The organism is Sporolactobacillus sp. BBK16-2 (genome assembly GCF_059878335.1).
The window spans coordinates 641,339-661,822 of the sequence record NZ_CM187611.1 but is presented as its reverse complement, the minus strand read 5'-3'; the positions used below and the strand labels follow the sequence as shown (position 1 = coordinate 661,822).

The following is a 20,484-nucleotide window of genomic DNA, read 5'->3' as shown; positions in this document are numbered from 1 at the left end:
AATCTTCAACAGGTCTACCGGATCTTCAACAGGTCTGCCGGATCTTCAACAGGTTAGCCAAATCTTCAACAGGTCTGCCGGATCTTCAACAGGTCAGCATGAACTTCAACAGGTCAGCCAAATCTTCAGCAGGTCTGCCAGATCTTCAACAGGTTAGCCATATCTTCAACAGGTCAGCATGAACTTCAACAGGTCTGCCGGATCTTCAACAGGTTAGCCAAATCTTCAACAGGTCTGCCGGATCTTCAACAGGTTAGCCATATCTTCAACAGGTTAGCCAAATCTTCAACAGATCTGCCGGATCTTCGGTTGTTCACTGTTCACCTGTGCGAGCGAATTTTCCTCTCAGCTCTAAATTTCTTATTTATCTAAAAAAGCGCATATCCACAATTGGACATGCGCTTTTTTATTGATTCCATTTCTGTCATCCCCGTCCCTCATTCAGCGGTCGAATCGGATTGGTGTCAAACCGTACCACTTGAGCACTCTTCAGCCGTTGATAATCTTCTTCAGATATCAAGTCGAGTGCACGTATCTCTTCATCTGTAACCGGAGTCGGGTACGTTCTTCGATTTCGCCAGCCAAAACGACTTTTATTATAGTCGCGCCAGAAGCACATCAGGAACAGAAAAATGCTCCATACGATTACGGCTACGTACATAAATAAACGTAGAGAATGGTCACTGATCTGCAACATGGCCTTGATTTGATTCAAGGTTGTCCATCGTACATGGAGTACCGCACTCGATAACATCAAAAACATCAGCACTCCATATAACCAAAGAACGGTGGTCAATATGAATGTGCCAATAAGCTTCCATACCGCAGATTTGTGTTCAATGATTAAAGAGGCTTGTTTGTACCCCGGTCCGGACTTGCCCATACCGCATACCCTCCTCTCAATCGTGCACGAACAGCCTTTGGAAAGGCAACAATGACAACAAGTGTGCTTAACATCCAATAGAAGATCGGATACCAGCACGCAACGAGAAGATAACGACGCACATCGTCATGCTTTGAATCGATTAGTGTGGCAGTAAGCAGTTGAAGAAAGCTCATCGCCACGAGGACAAATGAAGCGTACGACAGCCAAATCACGTGTTCTTGCCACGATTGCGCTGTAAACTGTTTCCAAATCATCAAGACAAGCCAGGAAAAGGACCAGAAAACACTCGCACATTGCTCCACATAAATCGGCCAGAGCCGCCGCTGCTTCCAGTCCAGAAAAATAGAACCGTGTCTCAGCAGAACCTCTTCTCCACCTTGTGCCCAGCGCAAACGCTGCTTCCAAATTCCACGAATCGTTTCCGGAACAAGCATCCAGCACAGCGCCCTTGGTTCATAGCGAATATCCCAGAAACGACGCTGAAGCTTCCATGAAACAGCGATATCCTCCGTGATCATATCACGATCCCACAGTCCGACATCAACCAGCGCTTTTTTACGAAAAGCAACGACAACACCTGATACAGTCATCACCTTGCCGATCATCCGCTGTGTTCGTTTGATGGAACCAACAATGGAGGCATATTCAACAATCTGCAGCTTGCTGAGCAGAGTGCTCCGATTGCGTACGCGCGGATTGCCGGTTACTGCACCGACACGTTCGCCTTTGTGTAAAAATTGATAGACGAGATAGTAAGCAGCATCCGAGTCCAAAATGGCATCCGCATCAACACAAATGAGGTATTCCGCGTTTGCCGCGTGGCAAGCAAGGTGCAAACTATTAGCCTTGCCGCAGTTTTCCGCACAGTTAATCACACGCAACGCTTTGTATTGGCGTGCCAAATGTTCCAGCACCTCTGCTGTCCCGTCTGTGCTGCCGTCATTTATAGCAATAATTTCTTTTTTTGGATAAGGCATTTCTGACAAATGCCGGATCGTTTCACTAATCGTGGATTTCTCGTTATAACAGGGCACTACGAAACTCACCATTGGCCAATTGATTGATTCAAAATCCACCGATTCATGACGTTCCCGATATAGATAAAACAAAAGCGCTCCCGCCATCCACAACAAAGACATAATAAATGGATAAAAAAAGACAAATCGAGAGAACATCCCAACGCTAAAATGTATGAATTCCATTTCCATCTCTCGTTTCACAAAATAGTCCACTGACACATCGAATGTTGACTCTTTACCTTTCGCAAAGCACTATGATTTTTTGGTTTACAGTATGGCATGCTCATCCTCTGATCACCACAGAAACCCGATCACAGCAGCCTTTTGCACTGGAATTTTTCCATAAATTGTCTGTCTTGATCACGCATACAGTAAAGCGATCCAATGACAGAAATGAGCAGTTACCCTTTAAAAAGGTGACTGCTCTCAATGCCTGTGCCAAGCCTTTTACATAACATCTGGATTCACTAGGTTTGATGGTTTTTGATTTTTGCTTAATCGCTGCACGAGTTGTTCCAAAGTCGTTTTCCGTGCATCATAAAAGGAGTCTTCGGAGATAAATGCGGAATGCGGGGTAATAATCGTATTTTCTAAAGTAAATAAAGGACTGCTTTCCGCCTCTTCATCTTCAATGACATCAACAGCCGCGGCTCTTATTTCACCTTCCGTTAAAGCTTTGGCCAACGCTGCCTCATCAACAACCTTTCCGCGTGCCGTATTAATCAAAAAAGCATCCTTTTTCATCAGCTTCAATTCTCGCAAAGAAATGAGATGTGTGGTCGAGGACATGAGCGGACAATGCAGTGACAGGATATCCGACTGCGTGAGCAGTTCCTCAAACGTATTCGCCTTTTCTGCACCGTATTCTTCCAAAAAATCTTTCGTTTTTGTTGGGGCGTAGACAAGTACCTTAACGTTGAGTGCATGAAGTATAGGCATCATCTTTTTAGGAATGCTTCCGAAAAAATAGAGTCCAACGGTTTTCCCGGTCAACCGATGCGTCTTGTATCCGTATAATGGATCCCACTTCCCGCCGCGCACCGTCCGATCGAGCAATGTGATCTTTCGGGTCAGGTCAATCATCAAGCCAATCGTATGGAGTGCCACTTCCTCCGAACAGAAACCCGGACAATTCGTCACACAGACTCCATGATTAGTTGCAGCTTCAACATCCACATTGTCAATACCTATTGCCTGTAGTGCTATTATTTTCAAATTCGGCAATTGCTCCATAATTTCCCGGGTAATTTGCTGATATTCGACAACAACTCCATCGGCCTCCTTCGCATGATCAACAAAAGGTTGAGCACCGGCATAATCCTTGATTTCAATTAATTCCAGATTTTCAATCCCCCACGTGTTCAGCAAATGACGTTCATAATCCAGATTATCGTCAATGTTGTAATAAAGGACTTTCCTCTTTGCCATGACCTCAGTCCTTTCTTACTTGATTTCCCATTTGATTTAATACAGAATCAATAATCGCAACCCCTTGATCGATTTCATCGAAGGTCACATTCAACGGTGTGGCAAAGCGCATTCCGTTATGGTGAACGCCGCAGGAAAGTGTTAGTAATTTATTTTCCAAACAGCCTGCCCTGACTGCTTCCAATAAATCTCCTGCGGGACTGCCATCCGGATGAGAAAATTCAATAGCTAACATCAATCCAAGTCCTCGAACATCGGAAATGCAGCTGTACTTCTTCTGCAGTTCCACTAATTTGCTTTTCAAATACGCGCCGACCTGATTCACATGCTCGAGCAGATGGGATCGCTCGAACTCATCCAATACCGCCAAAGCCGCCGCCGAACAAATCGGATTCCCGCCAAAAGTAGTGCCATGCATTCCCAGATACCATTCTTCCATAATCGTCGGCGTTGAAATCACCGCACTCATCGGCAGCCCGCCGGCAATCGCTTTACCCACCGTCATAATGTCGGGCACCACATCAAAATGACTGCTCGCAAACATTCTCCCCGTCCGTCCGTAACCCGATTGAATCTCATCCATAATCAGCAAAATACCATACTGATCACAGCGCTCACGAATTCCCTGAACAAATGCTTTCGAAGGAACAACATAGCCTCCTTCGCCTTGAACAGGTTCCATAATAATTGCCGCTACCTGATCAGGCGCCACGAGATTTTCAAAAAGTCGATCCAGTTCGTTCAAACAAAACTCTGTTCTCTGCTTCTCATTGAATCCCTTTGGACATAGATCCTTCGAGGGATACACCGTAAAATATACTGAACCAACCAAAGGCTCATAATACTTGCGATAGTTTGCGTTTGAACCCGTCACGGATAACGCCCCGAAGGTCCTTCCGTGAAAAGAGCCTTGAAACGCAATGATCGCCGGTCTTTTTGTATAAACCTTGGCCAGCTTCAGTGCGCCGTCCACTGCCTCCGCTCCTCCATTGGAGAAAAAAGCAGAATTCAGCTCACCCGGAGTCACCCCGGCCAACCGTTTTGCAAGCTCAAGCGTTGTCGGATAATTGACCACATTGAACGACGCCGTAATCAGCTTCTCCGCCTGCGCTTTAATGGCCTCAACAACCTTCGGATGACAATGTCCCAGCGCGTTGACCGCAATACCTTGAACGAAATCCAGATACCGATCGCCTTTATTATCAGTCAAATAGCAGCCCTTACCGCTGATTGCAATCAAGTCCGTTGCCTTCGCAAGTGCCGGACTCAAATAGGGCTGATAATCCTCGAACTTCATGCAAATCCCCCCAAGTGGGACTAAGTAATAGACCCATTGACGACCAATCCCGTTTTATATAGCGTATTTGAGGTTTAGGAGAATATGCTGGGTTTTATAAAAAGCTAATACTTGATTGAATGTAAAAAAAATAAATCCATTTCCAAAATACTAGAAAAGTCATGAAAGCGCACACAAATACAACAATATTATTGGGCACAATCCCATGCCAAAATTAAAACGTTTGCATTATTATTGACTCATAGTAAATAAAGGGGTGACAACAATGGCTGAACTGCAGCTTAAACATATGTACAAAATCTATGAAAATAATGTTGCAGCTGTATCTGATTTTAATCTTGAGATTGCTGATGAGGAATTTATCGTCTTTGTCGGTCCTTCTGGATGCGGAAAATCCACGACCTTACGAATGATTGCTGGACTTGAAGAAATCTCTAAGGGTGAATTGTACATCAACGGGAAAAAGATGAATGATGTTGTACCTAAAGATCGTGACATCGCTATGGTTTTTCAAAATTATGCCCTCTACCCACACATGACCGTATTTGACAATATGGCATTCGGTCTGAAATTGCGCAAAATTCCAAAGTCCGATATAAAAAAGAGCGTTGAACATGCAGCTGAAATTCTAGGAATTAAGGATTATCTGGAAAGAAAACCTAAAGCGCTTTCTGGAGGTCAACGCCAGCGTGTCGCTCTAGGACGAGCCATTGTGCGTAATGCAAGAGTGTTCTTGATGGATGAACCCTTATCAAACCTTGACGCAAAGCTCCGCGTCCAAATGCGTTCGGAGATCAGTAAACTTCATAACGATTTAAAAGCAACAATGATCTATGTGACCCATGATCAGACAGAAGCTATGACAATGGCAACTCGAATTGTCATTATGAAAGATGGGGTTATTCAGCAAGTGGGAAGTCCGAAAGAAGTATATGATCATCCAATTAATCTGTTTGTAGGTGGATTTATCGGATCTCCGCCAATGAACTTCTTTCACGGAAAGTTGGAGGGTACACATTTTGTCGGTGAAGAGATCAATATTGAAATCCCAGAAGGTAAATTAAAGGTTTTGCGTCGACAAGGTTACGCAGATAAACCGGTGATTCTGGGCATTCGTCCTGAAGATATTCATGATGAGCCATTGTTTATTGATGAAAATACTTCTAGTGTGGTTCAAGCTAAAATTATTATTGCCGAATTAACGGGAGCCGAATTCATGCTTCATGCACAAGTAGGCAAACACACCTTTATCGCTCGTGTTGATGCACGGACTGAGTATAGGAATGGAGAAAATGTAACACTGGCTTTAAATACGAATAAAATTCATTTTTTTAATCCGGAAAATGAGCAGTCTCTGACATTCGAAGACTAACGGCGAATAATTAAAAAAAGTGATCTCCGCATATTCAAACTCCCCTTGGACAGTCATGATACAGACTGCAACAAGGGGAGTTGTTTTATAAAAAGAAACTCACAGATCCGTTAGAGCGTGGATAAATACGCCAATGTAAGCCCGTCCATTTCTTTTAAAGATATACCAGTAATTTCGTAAAACTTATCAATATGATACCGAAGTGTATTTCTGTGCATAAACAACTTTTTCGCCGCAATGCTGACATTCCCCTGATTTTCCCATAGCACCCGAATAAGAGACAACCATCTTGCATCTTCTCGGATGATATGCTTTATTTCCATAAGAATGGTGCAATCTTGAACCATGGGTTTTATCAAATCGAAAAATTCAGACTGGACGCTTGTTGCCTTTTTGCTCCTCACCATTTTTCGATCGAAAAGTACGCATTCTTTCTGGTATGCCGGATATAGCATCGGTGATAGAGAATAGCGGAGACCAATGAGAAAACGGCAGTTAGTCGAGAAGTCATTTTCAAGCGTATTCGCAATCGATTCTAACATGTTCCCTGTGATCGTCATGCTTTTCTCAATAATGATACCTCTCATTGAAGAGAGGTAAATAAAGGAAGAATCCGCATCGAAAAAGCTTTCAAACGCTCTGCGCCACTCAAAAATCATTTCATGAGACAATGAATTTGTAAGTTGAAAATGGATGATTCGAATTCTGATTGATCGATCTTCATCTGCTTGTTTCCCATTTATTAACAAATCATACCAAAATTGAGCATCCGGACCAAATGAAGGCGGGTATTCTTGATTCAAAAGCGTCTTGAGCAAATAAATTTCATGATCGGAAAGGTTTCCCGAAGGAATGCCAATATAATAGGGCTCTTCATAGAAGTAAAGCATGTTTAATTCTGCCTTGAAAGGATTCTTGTCAACAACGGATCTAGGATAATTAATTAAGAGTTTTTGCAGATTCAAACGCTCACTTCCCTAGTGCTTCTTTAAACCGCCAATCAACGTTCCATGTTATCCATCCAATCCAGCGCCGTCACAATCTCCTCATCCCAAAGATCCCAGCTGTGACCGCCATCCCGTTCTTTAAACAAATATGGCATGGGCAATTTTTCAATATGTTTTTTAAATGCCAGATTATCTGAATAAAACGGATCTTCCCGTCCACAAATCTGTAAGAAAGATGTATTGTTCATACATGGCTGCCCATGATCCAGAAGATAGTACAAACTATTTGGTGAAGTTTCAAAATCCTGCGGAGATCCAAAAATCAAACCAAATTCTTTCTCACGATCCTTATGTTCTTTTCTGATTCTAGTGATATCAATAGCAGGAGACAGTGCAAACACTTTAGCAAATCTTTGAGGTTCAGATAATCCCCATTTTAAGGCACCATATCCGCCCATTGATAATCCTCCGACAAACGTTCTTTCCCGTTGCAAGTCAAGACCGAAAAGAGATTCTATCGTCTCAGGAAATTCACGCGTCAAAAATGTCCAATAGTTCCCGCCATGCTTCATATCTGTATAGTAACTCCGATGTACATTGGGCATAAATACTGCAAGATTCCGATTCTCAACATAACGAATAATTGATGAACATTGAATCCAAGACTTGTCATTACCATAAAGACCATGTAGCAAAAACAGTACCTTAAAATTTTTTTGGCGTTTTTGAGGTATAATTGCCTGAAAAGTTGTTTGGAACCCCAGAACCTCCGAGTCATAGTCCACAGAAAGAACTGTCATAGTCTCACCTGATTTTCTTTTTGTTTATTTCATTCCAGAAACGTTAAATCCTTGCAAAATATACTTCTGAAGTGCAAGAAAGACAATTACAATTGGAACGACCATAAATGCAGATCCTGCCATTTGCAGCGCATAATTACTTGCATGCTGACCCTTAAGCAGCGCAAGACCAACGGACAGGGTATAATACTTTTGGTCATTTGCAATGATTAATGGCCAAATAAAAGAGTTCCATCCAGCAATAAAGGTTAAAATTCCTTGTACAGCGAGCACTGGTCGAGAAACCGGCAAAATAATCTTCCAGAAGATATAGAATTCGCTGCAGCCATCAAGTCGTGCAGCTTCAATAATCTCATCAGAAATTGTGGACATAAACTGACGAAACAGAAAAATACCGAATGCACCTACCATCCCTGGAAGAGCAATACCTAACAATGTATTAGTCAAATGAGCCATATTCAACATCAAATATACTGGGATCATTGTTACCTGACCTGGAATCATCATAGTCGCCAAAACAAGATAAAACAAACTGTTTTTGCCTTTAAACTTATACTTGGCAAACCCATAGCCTGCCATCGCGTTTAGGAACAAGCCTATAAACGAGAACAAGACAATAATTATAGTATTTTTAAGATAAATAAGGAAATCCATTTGTGTAAACAAATTTATAAAATTATCTAGTGTAAACGACTTAGGCCAGACCGTCGGGGGAATTTGGAGAATTTCCATATCCGTTTTTACAGATGACAGCAACATCCAGATAAACGGCAAAACCATAAAGAACCCGCCTACCGACAAAATAATTAAAACGATCAATTTTGATAGTTTTTTGTGTTGAATGGATTCATTCATTTCTACACCTCCGTTACATCTGATTATCCTGTTGTTTATGCTGTCCGCGGAACTGAATCAGCGTGACAAGAATAATAATGACAAACAATACCATAGAACCAGCAGCCGCATATCCGAATTTGCTAAATTGAAAGCCATTTTGATAAATAAATAGTGCGATCGAATTTGTACTATTCAGTGGGCCACCACTAGTCATGACAAAAGGTTCTTCAAAAAATTGCAGCCAGCCAATCAAGGTCGTCACCGTAACAAAGAAGGTCGCAAACCGTAACATCGGAATCGTTATCTTAATCAGCCTCTGCCAACTATTTGCACCGTCAATCTGAGCTGCTTCATAATATGCTTTTGGAATACCTTGAAGCGCTGCCAGAAAAATCAACATATCGACCCCAATTGCTCGCCACAATGCCAAAATGATTAATGAAATTTTTGCGATAATCGGATCCTGCAACCAAGGAACCGGACCAAGGTGAACGAAATGCAGAATAAAATTCAACAGTCCAAACTGAGGGTTATAAAGATAATTCCAGACAACCGCAACAGCCACAACGTTCGTAATAGAAGGCGCATAAAAGATCAAACGAAACAATCTGAAAACCCAGCTATTACCAAAATTAATCAATAGTGCAATTCCCATTGAACAAGCAATAACAAGTGGTACGCCAATGACTACATAAAAAATACTGTTTCCAATTGATTGCAGGAAAGTTGGATCTTTAAATAGATTCTCATAGTTTTCGATCCCGATGAAATGAATTTTTGACCAATCTGCAAGACCTGTAATGTTAATATCTGTAAAACTAATCATCAAGGAAATGATGATTGGAATTAAAGAAAAAAACAGCAACAAAATTAATGCAGGTGTGATGTGAACACCAAAAGTTGGACATAGTTTTAAGCTACTTGCTCGGTGGTCATGATCCGATATTCAATCGGACTTAGACCCCCGAGTTTTTCTTTGATTCTAGACTCATTATAGTACTTAATCCACACACGCATGGCAGTTTCTAGCTCTTTGCGTGTCTGATAGTGGTGTGAGGATACGGTTCCAGCTTTCATGAGATGGAAGAAACTCTCCATTTGGGCATTGTCCAGACAAGTCGCCTTTCGAGACATACTCTGACAAACATGATGCGATTTAAGTTCCTTGCGCCAAAGGCAATTTTGGTACTGAAAGCCCTGATCTGTATGAACGTACGTGCGATAGTGATGTTCCGGTAGGCGTTCGAGAGCCTCATGAAGCGGTTTTAACGCAAAGGCTACTGTTGGATGATCACTAATATTAGAAGCTAAAATCTCATCAGAATAAAGATCCATAACGGGTTCGAGATAAAGACGCTCGTTGATTGTTTGATGCCCCCAACGAAATTCGGAAACGTCAGAGACAAGCTTTTGGTAGGGTCGATCCGTCATGAACCGACGGTTCAAATGATTCTTAGCGACTTTGCCAACCGTCCCTTTATAGGAGTTATACTTACGAATCCTTTTGGTATAGACCGTTGACTGAAGTCCTTCCATTCTCATGATGCGCTGGACCTTTTGTGATTCACTTTTAAATGACAGCGTCGTAGAGTCAGGACCACGCGACGATAGCCATAAGCTGGGTGCTTCTGTTTGACCGCTTTAATTTCAGAGATCATAGGGTCATCAGTATCCCTTTGCTGGCGCTGTTTCTGATAGTAATAGTCACTCTTAGGCAACGGCACTACCTGTAGAATATGAGTCAGAGAGTGGTTGCGCCTTAGTTCAGTAACTACTTGCGTTTGTTCCGCTCGCGTTGCTCTCTCTGACGAACTAAGGCATCTAATTTTTTTAAGTATTCATTCTCAATTCGCAGAAGTTCGTTTTCTAATTCAAGATCCTTAATCCGGTTCTGTTCCGGCTGATCAGCCCTATTCAATGTGTCATTCTTTTTGGCTGTACGCTTTATATGCTCATGTTTCCCCATAGGTGGACGACCTCGCTTGGTTTTTAATCCATCCACACCCATTGCTTCAAACCGTCGCTCCCATTGATAGATCGTTGACGGCGAAGACATTTTGAAATGAAGAGCTGTTTGTTCGAGGGATGAATGGTTCTCTTTCATCCACTTTAATACGTTCAGTTTGAAAGTACAGGTATACTCCTGCCAATGATCACGATTTTTTAATCCAGCAAAACCATTGATCTGATATTAATGCACCCAATTCAAAACCGCGTGTTGTCCAGGAATATGATATTTTTGATGAAGTGAGGTGCTTCCTATACCGGCTAAGTACTCACCAATCACATTAATCTTAAATTCATTAGAATATTTGGTCATACAAAAACCCCCTAAAGTTGAATTTTATTCGTCCAACTTCAGGGGGTCAGTTCAGGTGAATGTTTTTTGTTGTGAAAATATCTTGATACATGAATTCATTTCTATAGTTGTAATTTTTTCTTTTCTGCCTCCAGCAGTTTGATTAGAATGGGGGACAAAATAATATAGAATAAAAAATTGCCGACCGCATGATACGAATCAAAAGGCAGCCCCATTACCCAATAAGCAATAAAACTTGGGACACCCGCAACCAGCACATTGAGTGACACAATGAATCCGAATAAGTAGCCGCACCCCGCAGCATAACAAGCCATCACCAGCATAGGAATTTTCGTTCGAAAACGCGATAAAAGTCCTGATAAAATGCCCACTAATCCCCAGGCTAGTACTTGCATCGCTGTAAAAAAGCCAAAGCCTAAAACAAAATCAGATCCAATTGCTGTAAGCAAAGCTACAGTAAATCCAAACCGCGCCCCAAATACCAAACCCGTAATAATAATGATCACGGTGGATGGCTGAACGTTCGGTATTGAGGTCATATAAATTCTCCCGACAATACTTAAAGCTGCTAATAATGAAATCAACGCCATTTTACGTGTGGACATTCATACCGCCTCATTCCTGATAAATCCATGCCAAGGTATCCCCATCCTGAAGTTTAAAGCTTCCTGCGGATACATTCGGTGATTTTCCGTTTACTTTATAAATCCAACCGCTTTGAGCAGATTTATCACCCGCGCTTTGTCCATTGATGCTCTTTATATAAGCAGTCGATCCGGAACCCGAATAATCAAGGTCTATATTTTTGCTGCCTGTCAACATCTGTAAGGCGCGAAAAGCAGTCATGCCGTCAGTAAATGCAACAGAACCGGAAATATCCTTATTGTCATATCCTTTTATTTCTACATTGATCAACGCTTGATTGCTGCTGTCTGCAGCGTTTGAAGTACTCGAATGATTTGTATTTGAACCCGATGCTTTCGGATTTGCCTTTTGTTCCGGAGTTGAATTTGTACTGCCTGAGCTTGAACCAGAGTCTGAACTTGAGCTAGAACTCATACTTGTACTAGAACTCGAATCCGAACGAGCAGAGGTCTTTAATTTTTCACTTACAGATGAAGAGCCATTATCGCTTTTTTTGTGAACTTTTTGCTTTGGAACTGATGCATGCTTAGCTTTTGATGCTCTTTCGTTTGAATGACTCGACTTAGTGGAAGATTGATCCTGCTTGTCTTCAGAGTTGGGCGTTATATGATAGGTTGTCGTTTGAAATCCATTGGCAATGAATACCGAGCCAAAGACAATAAAGCCAATGGAAATGAACAGCAGCAGAATTTTACTGATTTTCATAACGAGCACCGCCTAACCGATACCGAATGTAAAGACCAATAATGCCCAGCAAAACAAATGCACCGCCTAAATAGAGATGCAGAGGATTAAGCTCAGTTTTCTTAACAGTGGTTACGCGTTTCGGAGACTGTTTACCATCCGATTGCGTCTGATGCTTCACTTTCGACGTTTGCGCTGATGGTGACGACTTTGTTTCGGATTTCTTCTTTTCTGATGATGTACGTTGAACTGTTCCTGTTGTTTTTTTAGTTGAAGGTTTGGTCCCTGGATTCTCACTGTTTTGTGCAGACTGGGTACCATGAACAACAGCAGCCGCTGTTTCGACTTTCGGCGATTGTTGAGAAGAAACATTTTCTTGTGGCTGGGTTGTTGTGTTCTTATGCGCAGATTCCTGATTCGTTGTTTTGATTGAATCGTTTTTGGTCGTTGGACTCACATCATTGGACTGTTCTGTTGTTGATGAATCGGAATTCGTTGCAATGGCAGATCCTGTCTGAGAATCTGACGAGCTAAATACATCCTTTGTCCTAAAGTTAAATAGCTGATCTCCATCACTGAAAAGGGAATAGGCGACCAAAGCTTGAATCACCTGTTCATTAGAAAAAGCATCGTCACTCTCGCTGAAGGTAGCCCATTTGTACCCGCCATTGGCTTTATACTGTTCCAGGTTAGTAACAGGATTACGACCCTCTTTATTAAACGCTCCTTCTGTAGGATCAATCCCTAACGAAGAAAGAGCAATGATGACTTGAGCCGCCGAATTGGAATTTGGCGAATAATTGACAAAGCCGCCATCCGCTTGTTCTGAGCGCTCCAAATAATTTAGTGCTTGATCAATAGCATCCCTTGCTTGGTCTTGATCGCGTGACAAGGCAGTCAAAACCATACATGTCGTGTCCACATCAGGCTCATCATTAGGATCGCCTGCCCAGCCCCATCCTCCTGAACTTGTTTGGCGTTGAGCCAGTTCATGAATGAATCGATCTTTGGTCCACAGCGCATCACTCGGGATCACGTAATCGTCAGTGCTTAATGCAGTAAGTGCATAGGTAAAATCCATTAATGATTTAATCGAAGTATCGGAATAAATGGCTTTTATAAGATCATGATTCTCATAGTTTTCAGGATCCTGACCTAATGCTTTAACCACCAAGACCGTTTTGTCGAGATCTGTTCCCGACAATTGTTTTCCATTCACACGCTCCTTAAGTGTAGTCAAATACGCATCACGTTCACGATCCGTCAATTTACCTGCCTTTGATAGCGCAATAACGTCCCAATCCGAATCAATTCCTGAAGCCTTGATATGATTTACAAGGCTATCCAAATCATTACTTACGTCCTCTGATGCGAAAGCCTGCATCGGAACGAACAAAAAAGCAATACAAAACAACAAAACTGCTACTTTCAATCGCATCGTTTGTTTCTCCCATCCTCGTGAGTATTCGACTAATTGAAAAGACCTGACTTAGGATTACTCCCTTACAGTGGCGGGACCGCACAGGATTTTCACCTGTTTCCATCCAATTAGGTACAACATAAACAAAATCGTTTTGCTAAAGCCAACTAATAAATAATAATTAAAATTAAAATTTTCCAAAAGCAAAGAAAGCATACTTAACAAGATTACCATCGCACATAATCAATAAATTTATATGGACGGCTCCTACTGAATATAGTAACACCTATTTTAAAAATCAAGAAAAGGAAATGCGTTCTTCAGAGTAATAGTTTTCCGAAGAGACCTCTTAGAATACTCGTATACAAAATGTTGCACTTCATTTTATTATATCTGCAATCGACAGATCCCTTCTCCAAATTCTAACGAAATGATGCCCCTCTACCACGTATAACAATGTGTATGTAACTTTTTTGTAATCGTTTTCTGATAGAATTTTCTATAATGGATCGTTCTTCAAATAATTTAGGAGGATATATTAATGCTTCGAAACATGTACGTTGTTCAATATATTGAGCATTATTCTGCATGGTATTTGAGCCAAAAAATGCTCATTGACGCTGAAAAAACAAAATACGATAAAGGCGATATTATTGTGTTTAAAGACAAAAAATACTTGGTGATTGAAGACTATACTTGTTTAAGAGTCGCTGAATTTAGCTGCACTATAAATCCATTAGTCCCTTTAATTAATTTGATTCCTAATGTTTAAAATTTCTCTTGATTGGTAATACTATAGATAGAAACAATCCATTCCCCTTACCCCATGCATTATGGGGCTTTTTTTTTGCAAAAAAACATTATTTGTCAAGTTTATAATCTTCTAAAATCTGAAAGACTCTAAAAAAGGGGCATTTATAAAAGAATAATCACCGCTGTTTCAGAATGACATTTATGAAGCTGGCGCCTATCAAAAAAGCATCTTAGCCAATGCTAAGATGCTTCAGTAATTCCACAACTCAATTTCACTTTCATACCGAAACTATTCCCACTTTAAGAAAAGATGCTCCAAGAGTTTAGCAATTAAATCAGACATTTTTCCTAACAGGGCATAAATGATAATGCTCAATACGATAATGTTCATCTGCATAAAATCGCGAGCATTCATTGCCATATAGCCGATGCCTGAGTTTGTAGCAACTGTTTCGGCAACAATCAGTGTTAACCACATCACACCAAGCGCATAGCGGATACCAACGAATATTGAAGAAAGAGATCCAGGAAGAATAATCTGTGTAAACAACGACCATTTACTCAGTCCATAGACTCTTCCCATTTCAATAAGCTTTGGATCTACTGAACGGATGCCATGTAATGTATTAATGTAGATTGGAAATAATACGCCAAGAGCTACAAGGAATACCTTACCCGTTTCTCCCACACCAAACCACACAATAACGAGCGGAAGGACTGCAAGATGCGGAACATTACGGATCATCTGAATGGATGTATCGGTAAACCAATAAAATCCCTTAAACAGGCCATTTAACAACCCAAATAAAAATCCAATTCCACCGCCAATCAAAAATCCAGCAAATGCTCTGCCCGCACTTATTCCAACATTGCTTTCGAGTTGTCCGTTTTTCATCAGTTCGATGAACGCTTGGACAACATCCATTGGCTTTGGAAATACATTTTCCGGAACAATACCACTTGCAGTTAAGAATTGCCACAACAAGAGAAGTAAAAAAGGAATAATCCATGGAATGATTTTAAATCGGTTAATCATTCGGTGCCGCATCGTCAAGTCAATACCTCTCTCTTATTTTAAAATAAATCTCTCAAGAATTTTTAACTCTATTATTTCTCTGTTTTATAATTCCAATTGTAATTTTTATCCTTGGCATCAATTTTTTTCGGAACAACTTTTAAATTATAGAACGTATCTGCTTGCGTTTGGAACATCGAAAGAAGTTGATCGGTGACTGGCACAATTTTTCTGCTGCCTGCACGTTTTTCTTCCGTAAGCATTATATTATAGTCGCTATTATATGCTTCAGAGAGAAGCTTGGCTGATGCTTCCGGATTTTTCTTTGCCCACGCTCCAGCTTTTGACAATTCATCAAGAATTATTTTCACGACCTCCGGATGACTTTTCACTAGGGTCGGTGTAGCAAAGTAATACGGCGCCGTTTGCAGACTGGCTTCTTTACCAAATACTGAACCATTATCTGCGATCACTCGCGACTTAACGCTTGCCTGTGCTTGTGCTGTAATTGGATCCCAGATTGCCCAAGCATCAAATTGCTTACCCTTTTTAAAAGCTGCTAATGCTTCGGAAGGCTGGATATAAAGCGGCTTAATATCGCTATATTTCAATCCAACTTGTTTTAGGGCACTTACGAGTAGATATTGTTGTGCAGATCCTTTGGCGACTGCAATTGTTTTACCCTTTAGATCTGCAACACTCTTAATCGGTGAATCAGCACGTACAAGAATTGCGGAACCATGAACAATCCAGTCTTGTGCGGCAACTTTTACAAATTTCTTGCCTGATGCCTGTGCAAAAATACTTGCGGTCGCGCCGCCGCCGCCAAAATCAACTCCATTTGAGACACCTACAGCATTCATCATGTCCGTGGTCGAACTAAACTGATGCCATGATACCTGAATCCCCATTTTTTTAAGCCGCGCATCGAGCTTTCCTTGCTGTTTGACAGTCGTTAACAGCGGAATTCCTTGTTGATAGCCAATAGACAGGTGCGTCAGCTTACCTTTTTTACTTGAAGAAGAAGATTGGCCTTGTGCACCGCAACCAGCAAGTGCAAGAATAGCCGCCATGAATATAGATAGAATAGAAATAAACCTTATTTTTCTCATTGTTTTTCCCCTTTTTTCAATCATATCGGCCAATTTAATGAATCATTAGCCTTCGTGAAACGTTCAATACCAGTTTTCGTTATTAAAAACTCATCCTCAATGTTGTAGCCGCCTTTAGTACTGTAATAAGGTACTTCAAGGCAGAATACCATTCCCTCTTGAAATACAAGTTCTTCTTTAGGCGCAATGAAAGGCGCTTCCTCACTGAACGCACTGACACCAATGGAGTGACCTTGGTGACCTCTAAAATAATTAGGTATGCCTGCTTTTTGAATGGTTCCATTGACCGTATCAAAGAGTTCGGAGAGCTGCATGCCGGGTTTAACTGATGCCAATCCCTTTGAGAACCCTTCATATAAAGCATCAAATTTAGATTGTTGTTCTGGAGTAGCATCTCCACCAATAACAAACGTTCTTGCAATGTCAGATTGGTAACCGTAATAATTGACTCCTCCATCAAGACGAACGATATCCCCTTTTTTTAACTGATAGTCTCTTAAAATAAATGGGGCCGAGTAATTCGGACCAATTGAGGTCACAAGTGTAGTATTAATGGCATGGTTGTCAATTGCATCAATATGTTTCCTATATATTGCATTCATATCAAATTCGTTCATGCCTGGTTTCAGTTCCTGAGCAGTCAATAACGTTGCTTTTTCTGCTAATTTTGCTGCTTGACGAAGGATTGATATCTCCCAGTCTGTTTTTAGGACTCGTACCATTAATAAATCGTTTGTAAAATCAATAATATGGTCAGCACCATAGTCCTTATAAAGCTGCTCAGTCAATTTCCACGTCAAGGCAACCGGTTCAACACCAATTCTTGGTGACTGACTGATTTTACTTATCAATTCCTTAACAAGGTCATAGGATTGATTCAAGTTCATTTGCGTTGTTTTCTTATTAGACTTTGCTTCCCCATCATCAATGAAAATCCATGAATCATATTGAATAATATCAATAAGTTCCGGATCACACTGAAGCTCAGCCGTTTGTTTTTCAAAGTTATTAATGATCAACTTAACGTGTCCTTCAGCCGGAACCAGCGCATAAGCAACTCCCGGTTGTTTCATCATGGAAAGAAATTTGCTCGCATATCCTGTAGCATAGAAGATGCCTTCTTGGCTGGTGAGCAGAAGCGCATCAAGGTTGTTCTTTTGCATACTTGCCTGCAATTTCTTCTGAAATCCTAATTGATCGCGTTCTTTTAAAGAAACCATATCTCTTCTCCTTCTAACTTTTCCTTACTTCTCAAGAATCTGGTTTAAAACTTCATCTTCAATTCTGGCAAATTCCGCACTTCCCCGAGTCCTTGGACGTGGCAAATTCACTTTCTTGTCCAACTTCACAGCGCCATCTTCGATTAACACAATTCGATCCGCAAGAAACACCGCCTCGCCTACATCATGGGTCACGAGCACTGCAGTAAACTTTTTCTCTTCCCAAATTTGTGCAATTAAGCGCTGCATTTCAATTCTTGTCAGTGCATCCAGCGCACCCAATGGTTCGTCTAATAAAAGCAATCGGGGATTACTTACGAGAGAACGCGCTAGGGCAACGCGCTGCTGCTGACCTCCGGACAATAGTTTCGGCCATTCATTCACCTTATCCAGGAGTCCTACGCTTTCTAATGCTGTCTGTGCATGCTGCAGTCCAGACTTCTTCATGCCAATGCTTACATTATGTAAAACACGCTTCCAAGGAAGCAAACGCGAATCCTGAAACATAATCCGCACATCAGGAGACAGACCGGTGAGCGGTGTATGATCATAGTAAATTACACCATCCGTCGGTTGATCTAAGCCTGCAATCTGACGCAATAAAGTACTCTTCCCACACCCGCTCTTTCCGACAATAGCAACAAATTCTCCGGAAGAGATCTCTAAATCAATATTTTTCAGCACTTCATGTGGGCCGAACTTTTTCTTTACATGTTGCACTTTCAATTTAATACCCTTTGTTTCAGAACGATCCATAGAGTCCTCCCTCATTCAATAAGCAGGAAATGCCAATCGACTTACTTGGTTTTAATAAAAAAAGATGAATAAAATAGAAAAGTAATTTCATTTTAAAATGAGATATTCGCTATGTCAAAGAATTAAACTTATCATGATACATACAAAATGAGTCATTCCGGACATTAATCATTTCTCCACTCCTTTGGTTACCTAATTTGCAAAGTGATCTAACCAATTAAAAATGTTTGTGACAGCCATACCCCGGCATTTGTTCAGCTTGTGAAGAAATATGATATTTACAAGCTGCTGAACAGCACCTAGCCAATAGCCTTTAAAACCCTATGCTCAAAAATTAATTGACATTTTTGTCAAAAAAAACCCAAAAATTAGGTTTGTTAACCAACTTCTTGGGGAGCAGTTCAATCTGCGCTTGTGCGATGCAACTGAATCTTTAATGACTTTCACAGCTTGGCTCAACACATCTGAAGGGTTTTCCAGCTTCCCGTCGTGTAGCTGTTCTCTTTCAGATCTTCACGATTAAATTCAGTAACACTTTTTTAATGGCCTCTTAATGATTCACGTTGCTTTTGATAAAAATATCACATTCTATGGACATCGTCCACGTTATTCTACACCATCTGCACTCGACAAACTGCCTGGGTATCATAATAGAACTTCTTTTTCATCATCAATTTTTTTCTCGACTAGATTTTGAAGTACATAAATAAAAAGACTGTCTCAAAGTTTTTTCAAACTGAGACAGTCTCACTAAATTTGCTAGACTCCATAATTATTATTAAAAATCCTATCTTATCTGTTGCTTCCCCTTGGAACATTAATTCCAAAATGACGATGCAAAAGATTATTGTGCACTGGAATGAACAGCTGAAGGTTTATTAGGTTTATCCGATCCTTTTTCAAGTGCTTCCCATAGGCCGTTTAGATATGTGATGCCAAGAGCACGGTCATATAGGCCATAGCCAGGTCGGCCGGTTTCTCCCCAGATCATTCTTCCGTGATCAGGACGCATATATCCATCAAAGCCCACATCATGGAGAGCTTTCATAATTTCATACATATCAAGTGACCCTTCGGATGACAAATGTGCAGATTCGTGGAAATCACCATCTGTCAGGAACTTAATATTACGAGCATGAACGAATGGAATTTTATCACCAAATTCTCGTATCAAAGCGGGCACATCATTTTTAGGATTTTCGCCAAGACTTCCGGTACAGAATGTGAACCCATTGTATGGACTATCATACATTTTTACGATCCGCAGCATATCCTCACGATTTTTGAAGAGACGTGGCAGCCCGAACAATGGACGCGGCGGATCATCTGGGTGAATGGCCATTTTGATACCCACTTGTTCGCAGACTGGTATAATCGCTTGAAGAAAGTATTCCATGTTGGCAGCCAGCTTTTCTTCATCAACACCTGAGTAATCTTTAAAGAGTTGTTTTACTTGAGCTAAACGCTCCGGCTCCCAACCAGGGAGCACATACCCGTTGGAACTGTCTTCGACTGATTTAATAATATCGGATGGATCTCCTTCAACTTTTTTATGTTCAAAAGCTAAGTCCGTAGAACCATCCGGCAACTCGTAAGCCAAGTCTGTACGTACCCAATCGAAGATCGGCATAAAATTGTAGCAGATAACTTTGATACCGTATTCAGCCAAGTTGCGAATCGTTTGGATATAGTTCTCAATGTATTTATCGCGACTTGGTAAACCGATTTTGATATCATCATGAATGTTGACGCTTTCAATAACTTCAAGTTTCAACCCTGCATCCTCGACCTGCATCTTCAGTGCAGCAATACGTTCCTTTGGCCATACTTCACCAACAGGAATGTCGAACAAAGCTCCGACAATGCCTTTGCATCCAGGAATTTGACGTATTTCAGATAACTTAATTTTGTCATCGTTTGATCCGTACCATCTAAATGTCATTTGCATAAGTTTATCTCTCCTTCAAAAAAAT

The 20,484-nt window shown here is 41.0% G+C and carries 22 protein-coding genes and 1 riboswitch; of the genes, 2 read left to right on the top strand and 20 right to left on the bottom strand.

All coding sequences use genetic code 11. The features are described 5' to 3' along the window. Positions 1 to 424 precede the first annotated feature (424 nt). The 4 genes from pgaD to AC6F33_RS03375 form a co-directional block, all read right to left on the bottom strand. Positions 425 to 883 (bottom strand): poly-beta-1,6-N-acetyl-D-glucosamine biosynthesis protein PgaD, encoded by a 459-nt coding sequence (gene pgaD / locus AC6F33_RS03390; protein WP_500777726.1) that lies wholly within the window; start codon positions 881 to 883, stop codon positions 425 to 427. Beyond that, complete coding sequence (gene pgaC / locus AC6F33_RS03385) at positions 844 to 2,124, bottom strand: poly-beta-1,6-N-acetyl-D-glucosamine synthase (protein ID WP_500777725.1); 1,281 nt, start codon at positions 2,122 to 2,124, stop codon at positions 844 to 846. Before pgaC ends, pgaD begins: the two co-directional genes overlap by 40 nt. A gap of 228 nt (positions 2,125 to 2,352) precedes the next feature. Further along, the gene (locus AC6F33_RS03380) at positions 2,353 to 3,333 is read right to left on the bottom strand and encodes a C-terminal binding protein (RefSeq protein ID WP_500777724.1); all 981 of its coding nucleotides are present in this window, start codon (positions 3,331 to 3,333) and stop codon (positions 2,353 to 2,355) included. Between the two features lie 4 nt (positions 3,334 to 3,337). After that, on the bottom strand, positions 3,338 to 4,630 hold the full coding sequence (locus AC6F33_RS03375) for an aspartate aminotransferase family protein (protein ID WP_500777723.1): 1,293 nt from the start codon (positions 4,628 to 4,630) through the stop codon (positions 3,338 to 3,340). Between the two features lie 265 nt (positions 4,631 to 4,895). Between AC6F33_RS03375 and AC6F33_RS03370 the strand changes: the two genes are divergently transcribed. Then, positions 4,896 to 6,002: an ABC transporter ATP-binding protein gene (locus AC6F33_RS03370; RefSeq protein WP_255747104.1), complete on the top strand. Its 1,107-nt coding sequence runs from the start codon at positions 4,896 to 4,898 to the stop codon at positions 6,000 to 6,002. Positions 6,003 to 6,112: 110 nt separating this feature from the next. Here AC6F33_RS03370 and AC6F33_RS03365 read toward each other — a convergent pair whose 3' ends face one another. From AC6F33_RS03365 to AC6F33_RS03315, 11 genes are all read right to left on the bottom strand, one after another. Next, on the bottom strand, positions 6,113 to 6,967 hold the full coding sequence (locus tag AC6F33_RS03365) for a helix-turn-helix domain-containing protein (RefSeq protein WP_255747106.1): 855 nt from the start codon (positions 6,965 to 6,967) through the stop codon (positions 6,113 to 6,115). A gap of 35 nt (positions 6,968 to 7,002) precedes the next feature. Then, positions 7,003 to 7,749: an alpha/beta hydrolase gene (locus tag AC6F33_RS03360; protein WP_255747108.1), complete on the bottom strand. Its 747-nt coding sequence runs from the start codon at positions 7,747 to 7,749 to the stop codon at positions 7,003 to 7,005. Between the two features lie 24 nt (positions 7,750 to 7,773). Continuing rightward, the gene (locus AC6F33_RS03355) at positions 7,774 to 8,604 is read right to left on the bottom strand and encodes a carbohydrate ABC transporter permease (protein ID WP_255747109.1); all 831 of its coding nucleotides are present in this window, start codon (positions 8,602 to 8,604) and stop codon (positions 7,774 to 7,776) included. 13 nt (positions 8,605 to 8,617) lie between these two features. Beyond that, positions 8,618 to 9,472 (bottom strand): carbohydrate ABC transporter permease, encoded by an 855-nt coding sequence (locus AC6F33_RS03350; RefSeq protein ID WP_370645952.1) that lies wholly within the window; start codon positions 9,470 to 9,472, stop codon positions 8,618 to 8,620. Positions 9,473 to 9,498: 26 nt separating this feature from the next. After that, on the bottom strand, positions 9,499 to 10,167 hold the full coding sequence (locus AC6F33_RS03345; protein WP_500778131.1) for an IS3 family transposase: 669 nt from the start codon (positions 10,165 to 10,167) through the stop codon (positions 9,499 to 9,501). Then, complete coding sequence (locus AC6F33_RS03340) at positions 10,125 to 10,244, bottom strand: IS3 family transposase (RefSeq protein ID WP_370645953.1); 120 nt, start codon at positions 10,242 to 10,244, stop codon at positions 10,125 to 10,127. The genes AC6F33_RS03345 and AC6F33_RS03340 overlap by 43 nt, the downstream gene beginning before the upstream one ends. Before the next feature lie 113 nt (positions 10,245 to 10,357). Beyond that, positions 10,358 to 10,708, bottom strand: a complete 351-nt coding sequence (locus tag AC6F33_RS03335; protein WP_255747401.1) for a helix-turn-helix domain-containing protein — start codon at positions 10,706 to 10,708, stop codon at positions 10,358 to 10,360. A gap of 69 nt (positions 10,709 to 10,777) precedes the next feature. Next, positions 10,778 to 10,906 (bottom strand): hypothetical protein, encoded by a 129-nt coding sequence (locus tag AC6F33_RS03330; RefSeq protein ID WP_255747111.1) that lies wholly within the window; start codon positions 10,904 to 10,906, stop codon positions 10,778 to 10,780. 101 nt (positions 10,907 to 11,007) lie between these two features. Continuing rightward, positions 11,008 to 11,511: an ECF transporter S component gene (locus AC6F33_RS03325; RefSeq protein WP_480952874.1), complete on the bottom strand. Its 504-nt coding sequence runs from the start codon at positions 11,509 to 11,511 to the stop codon at positions 11,008 to 11,010. 10 nt (positions 11,512 to 11,521) lie between these two features. Then, positions 11,522 to 12,256 (bottom strand): DUF4430 domain-containing protein, encoded by a 735-nt coding sequence (locus tag AC6F33_RS03320; protein WP_500777722.1) that lies wholly within the window; start codon positions 12,254 to 12,256, stop codon positions 11,522 to 11,524. Beyond that, complete coding sequence (locus AC6F33_RS03315; RefSeq protein ID WP_500777721.1) at positions 12,243 to 13,673, bottom strand: hypothetical protein; 1,431 nt, start codon at positions 13,671 to 13,673, stop codon at positions 12,243 to 12,245. Before AC6F33_RS03315 ends, AC6F33_RS03320 begins: the two co-directional genes overlap by 14 nt. A 5-nt stretch (positions 13,674 to 13,678) precedes the next feature. After that, positions 13,679 to 13,804: riboswitch (adenosylcobalamin (AdoCbl) riboswitch) on the bottom strand. 392 nt (positions 13,805 to 14,196) lie between these two features. Between AC6F33_RS03315 and AC6F33_RS03310 the strand changes: the two genes are divergently transcribed. Next, a complete protein-coding gene (locus AC6F33_RS03310) occupies positions 14,197 to 14,427 on the top strand; it encodes a hypothetical protein (protein WP_480947842.1) in 231 nt (76 codons plus the stop codon). A gap of 270 nt (positions 14,428 to 14,697) precedes the next feature. Here AC6F33_RS03310 and AC6F33_RS03305 read toward each other — a convergent pair whose 3' ends face one another. The 5 genes from AC6F33_RS03305 to uxuA all read right to left on the bottom strand — a co-directional run bounded on the left by AC6F33_RS03305 (position 14,698) and on the right by uxuA (position 20,459). Then, entirely contained in the window at positions 14,698 to 15,456 is a 759-nt protein-coding gene (locus AC6F33_RS03305) for an ABC transporter permease subunit (RefSeq protein WP_255747403.1), read from the bottom strand. A 59-nt stretch (positions 15,457 to 15,515) separates the two neighbouring features. Continuing rightward, positions 15,516 to 16,535, bottom strand: coding sequence for an aliphatic sulfonate ABC transporter substrate-binding protein (locus AC6F33_RS03300; protein WP_500777720.1), 1,020 nt, complete (start codon positions 16,533 to 16,535; stop codon positions 15,516 to 15,518). Positions 16,536 to 16,555: 20 nt separating this feature from the next. Next, positions 16,556 to 17,755, bottom strand: a complete 1,200-nt coding sequence (locus AC6F33_RS03295; protein WP_500777719.1) for a M24 family metallopeptidase — start codon at positions 17,753 to 17,755, stop codon at positions 16,556 to 16,558. A gap of 24 nt (positions 17,756 to 17,779) precedes the next feature. Further along, positions 17,780 to 18,511, bottom strand: coding sequence for an ATP-binding cassette domain-containing protein (locus AC6F33_RS03290; RefSeq protein ID WP_500777718.1), 732 nt, complete (start codon positions 18,509 to 18,511; stop codon positions 17,780 to 17,782). Between the two features lie 844 nt (positions 18,512 to 19,355). Next, on the bottom strand, positions 19,356 to 20,459 hold the full coding sequence (gene uxuA, locus AC6F33_RS03285; protein WP_255747127.1) for a mannonate dehydratase: 1,104 nt from the start codon (positions 20,457 to 20,459) through the stop codon (positions 19,356 to 19,358). Between the last annotated feature and the right edge of the window lie 25 nt (positions 20,460 to 20,484).